Genomic DNA, 4,456 nt, shown 5'->3' with positions numbered 1-4,456 from the left:
CTGGCGGAAGATCTGATCTCGACGCTGGATCTGCCGCCGTGGCCGAACAGCGCCATGGACGGCTACGCCTTGAACCTGGCGGATTGGCAGGGCGAGCCGCTGCCGGTCAGTCAAAAGGTCTTCGCCGGGCAATCTCCACAGCCGTTGGAACCAGGCACCTGCGCGCGCATCTTCACCGGGGCACCATTGCCGCCGGGCGCCGACTGTGTCGAGATGCAGGAAAACGCCGAAGTTCAGGCCGATGGCCGAGTGCGCTTCCTCGAGCCTTTGAAAGCCGGGCAGAACATTCGTCCGCAGGGCCAGGAAACTACGGTCGGCGAATTGGTGCTGCAAGCTGGAACCCGGCTCGGACCGATTGAGCAGGGCCTGGCTGCTTCGCTTGGCTGTGCCGGCCTCAATGTCGTGCGCAAACCTCGCGTCGCTGTTTTGTCCACCGGCGACGAGCTGGTCGAACCCGGCCAGGCATTGGGCCTGGGCCAGATCTACAACAGCAATCGCGTACTTCTGTGCAGTTGGCTGCAGCGTCTGGGTTGTGAAGTGATTGATGGCGGAATTCTCCCGGACGATCTGCCCACCACGCGGGCGCGGTTGGGCGAGCTACAAAATGTCGATCTGATTCTGTCTACCGGCGGGGTCTCGGTCGGTGAGGCGGATTTCCTCGGCATTGCCCTGCGTGAAGAAGGCGAGTTGGCCCTGTGGAAGCTGGCCATCAAGCCCGGGAAGCCGTTGACCTTCGGCCATTTTCGCAACGTGCCGGTGATTGGCCTGCCGGGCAATCCCGCCTCGACGCTGGTGACGTTCGCCCTGCTGACGCGGCCTTATCTTTTGCGTCGCCTGGGTGTGCAAGCCGTCGAACCGCTCAAGTTTGCAGTGCCAGCAGGTTTTGTCTGGTCGGTGGCCGGCAACCGTCGTGAATATTTGCGCGGGCGTTTGGAGCAGGGGCGGGCGATCATTTACCGCAACCAGAGTTCGGGTGTGCTGCGCAGCGCCGCGTGGGCCGACGGGTTGGTGGAAGTCCGAGAGGGCCGCACGCTGAGCGAGGGTGATGAAGTGAGCTTCATTCCCCTCAGTGACCTGCTGGGGTAGCCGGTCTTGCCCATGCACGCGTCGGCGGGTAAGCACGGCGCGTGCAACAATTGATTCGGTCAGTTGCTGATCAACGTCACCAACTGGTCGAATCGGCTGTTGGCCACCCATCCCAGCAGTCCGAGGATGACAGCGGTAGCACCCGCCGAATACGCCAGACGGTGTTTGATCGTCCGCACATCATTGAGCACTTCGTCCATGTCGCGGCGCATGTATTTGAAGTGAGTCTCCAGCTCGCTGACTCGGGGTTCCATATCAAACTCTCCAGGGGTCTTGGCGCTGTTACAGAAGTCTGGTTTCTTGCTGGCACGACTTTCGGCGAGAGCGGCGACCGGGCTCACCGGTGCCTTGGTTTCATGGTTGCGCATGGAAGTACTCGCTGGTCGTAGCAACTGCACGCTTGCTGATTATTCCATTGCTTGATTCATGGAAATGAATCGCGGGGTATCCGTTCATTACCGGCACATCCTTGTGTTATTGAGTTGAAAGTTGGTGCTGCCGGCACACGGTGACCCAATGATCGGACGGGGTCAATTAAGCCGATTCCTCTTGTTCCGTACGAAAAAATACCGCTGTGTAGGACGCTGGCCGTTTGAAAAGCAATTAATTGCCATCCCTGCGGCTTTTTTAACGCGCGCAGTGGTCAAGATGTTTCAATCGATTTCAATTCTTGGAGTGACGTTATGAGTGAACGCCGGGCACTGCTGATCTTGCATGGCAAACAGGCACTCAACGAAGATGTCCGCGCTGCCGTCGAAGCCAAGCGTGAGCAAGGCTGGGAACTGGCTGTGCGAGTGACGTGGGAGGCTGGCGACGCCCAGCGTCTGGTTGAGGAAGCGTTGGCGGCCGGCTACAGCAAAATCATCGCCGGTGGCGGTGATGGCACGTTGCGCGATATTGCCGAGGCGCTGGCGCAGCATCCGCAAAAAGCCAGTCTCGTCCTCCTGCCGCTGGGCACCGCCAACGATTTTTCCCGTGCCGCCGGTATTTCCCTGGAGCCGGCCGAAGCCCTTGAGCTACTGGATGTTCAGCCCTCGGATATCGATCTGGGCGAGGTGGGCGGGCAGATTTTCCTGAACATGGCGACCGGCGGATTCGGTAGCCAGGTGACCGCCAATACTTCGGAAGACCTGAAAAAGGTCTTGGGCGGCGCCGCTTATCTATTTACCGGCCTGACCCGGTTCAGCGAACTGCATGCCGCTTACGGCGAGTTGCAAGGCCCGGATTTTCATTGGCAGGGTGAACTGCTTGCACTGGGAATCGGCAACGGACGGCAGGCGGGCGGCGGCCATGTGCTGTGCCCCGAGGCGCGAGTCGACGATGGTTTGCTGGACATCAGCATTTTGCCGGCACCGCAGGAGCTGGTCGGCACGCTGAAGAATCTGCTGAGCGAGGGCTTCGGCCTCGACAATATGTTTGTGCGGGCGCGATTGCCGTGGGTCGAGATCAAGGTCGCCGAAGGGCTGAGCATCAATCTCGATGGCGAGCCGCTGGAAGGCGACAGTCTGCGATTTGTTGCGAAACCTGCAGCGTTGCAGGTGCATCTGCCGAAGGACTCGCCGTTATTGGGCCAACAACCGTCAATCAGTCATCAAGGCTGATGATCTGCTCACGCACGGCGAACAGCACCAGGCCCGCCACGTCGTAGATTTGCAGGCGCTTCATGATCTGTGCGCGGTGGGTTTCGACGGTCTTGACGCTTAAGCCCAGGCCATTGGCGATTTCCCGGGTCGATTTGCCGCGCACGATCAGGCGAAGGATTTCCAGCTGGCGCGCGGTCAGATTGTGCGAATCGGCGACGTCCGGCTGGCTTTTCTGGTTTCGCGTCAGTGCCTGATTGATCACCGTATGAGCGATGGCCGGGCTGAGGTAGCGTTCGTTGTTGCGCAGGGCTTCCAGCGCGTGCTCGAGCTCGGTGGCCGTGGTGTCCTTGAGCAGGTAGCCATGGGCACCGGATTCCAGCGCCTGCATGATCAGCGCCGGATCGGTGTGCATCGACAGGATCAGCACTTTGCTCTGCGGCCGAACGCGCTTGAGCCGTTGCAGGGCTTCCAGGCCACCGGTTTCCCTCATCGAGATATCCAGCAATACGATGTCCGGGCTCAATTGCTCGACCATTTCAAGCAATTGTGAACCATCACTGGCTTCGCCGATTACCGCGTAACCGGGAATATCCAGTACCAGAGCGCGCACGCCGGCTCTGATCAGCGAGTGGTCATCCACCAGAAGTAAGTTACAAGTCAACGCATAACCTTATTCGTACTGGCCCGTTCGAGTGCCCGAGGCGCCCACGGGAATAGTGCTTCGATTCGAGTGCCTTTGCCCGGCTCGCTGATAACGCTCAATGTGCCGCCCAACTGTTCGATGCGCTCGGCCATTCCGGCCATGCCGCGTTGGCCTTCTCTGGCCGGGTCGGCCGCCGGGGCAAAACCCAGGCCGTCATCACTGATCAACAGCGTCAGACCTTGCGGCAATCGCTGTACCCGAATCAACAGGTTTTTTGCCTGTGCGTGCCGGAGGATGTTGGTCACGGCTTCCTGGGCAATGCGAAACGCCGCGACGGCCATTTCCTCGGGGATGCCGTTGAGCCGTTGCTGGCAATCGAGACTCCAGTTGACCGGCGTGTTGGCCAGTGTCTTGAGCAAGTGCGCACGCAGGCTGGCTTCGAGGCCCAGGCTGGTCAATTGACGTGGATTGAGAATCGCCGAGACGTCACGCACCTTGGTCAGGGTTTCATCCAGTGTGTCGCAGAGGACCTTGCATTGTTCCTGCAGATCTTCCGGCAGGCGGCGTTTGAGCCAGTCACTTTGCAGCTTCGCGGCGGTGAGCAACTGGCCGATATCGTCGTGCAATTCACGGCTGAGGCGATGTCGTTCGTTTTCCTGGACTTGCAGCAGTCGATCAGCCAGCTCTTGTGGCTGAAACTTGATCGATTTGCGCGACAAGCGATATTGCACCCAGACGCACGCGGTGGCGGCGATGTCGAGTGCCAGCAATCCCAAGGGAAGGCGTGCGGAAACAACATACGCCAGCAGACTGCCCAAGGTCGCCAGAACACACAGAACAAGTGTGAAGCGCCGGGCGTTTTCCCGAGAAGGTGGCCATGTAATGAGTGACTTGAGACTGGCGTACATAACGGATGGAGCCAATGGATGTTCGCTGCGGGCAGACCGACCGGTGACTGGCGGATCTCTGTGTGGAAATACTGTCAATTATGTTATTGATTCATACCGCATTCGTTAAGCAATGATTGGCCGGCAGTAACATTGCTAATGAAACGCTGAAGTCACTGTGCCATTAAACGGCAGGTAATTAACCGGCGGCATAATACCACTTAACATACCGTTGGTCGCGGTCGCTATATATGTCC

5 protein-coding genes are annotated in these 4,456 nt (G+C 59.1%); 2 read left to right on the top strand and 3 right to left on the bottom strand.

Going from position 1 to position 4,456, the window contains the following annotated elements; all coding sequences use genetic code 11:
* The coding region (locus OQK_RS01760) for a molybdopterin molybdotransferase MoeA (RefSeq protein WP_038860416.1) at positions 1-1,086 on the top strand (1,086 nt) is incomplete at its 5' end.
* Between the two features lie 59 nt (positions 1,087-1,145).
* Here OQK_RS01760 and OQK_RS30720 read toward each other — a convergent pair.
* Positions 1,146-1,454, bottom strand: coding sequence for a hypothetical protein (locus OQK_RS30720; RefSeq protein WP_016770834.1), 309 nt, complete (start codon positions 1,452-1,454; stop codon positions 1,146-1,148).
* Positions 1,455-1,769: 315 nt separating this feature from the next.
* On the opposite strand from OQK_RS30720, the gene yegS reads away from it, so the two are divergent.
* The gene (gene yegS / locus OQK_RS01750) at positions 1,770-2,687 is read left to right on the top strand and encodes a lipid kinase YegS (RefSeq protein ID WP_016770833.1); all 918 of its coding nucleotides are present in this window, start codon (positions 1,770-1,772) and stop codon (positions 2,685-2,687) included.
* On the opposite strand, the gene OQK_RS01745 is transcribed toward yegS, so the two are convergent.
* Positions 2,671-3,330: a response regulator gene (locus OQK_RS01745; RefSeq protein WP_016770832.1), complete on the bottom strand. Its 660-nt coding sequence runs from the start codon at positions 3,328-3,330 to the stop codon at positions 2,671-2,673. The genes yegS and OQK_RS01745 overlap by 17 nt on opposite strands.
* Entirely contained in the window at positions 3,327-4,220 is an 894-nt protein-coding gene (locus tag OQK_RS01740) for a sensor histidine kinase (protein ID WP_024013690.1), read from the bottom strand. Before OQK_RS01740 ends, OQK_RS01745 begins: the two co-directional genes overlap by 4 nt.
* Positions 4,221-4,456 lie beyond the last annotated feature (236 nt).

The organism is Pseudomonas sp. R62 (assembly GCF_000257605.1).
Lineage (GTDB): Bacteria > Pseudomonadota > Gammaproteobacteria > Pseudomonadales > Pseudomonadaceae > Aquipseudomonas > Aquipseudomonas atacamensis.
The sequence above is the reverse complement of the archived record's forward strand: the minus strand, read 5'-3'. Positions and strand labels throughout refer to the sequence as shown.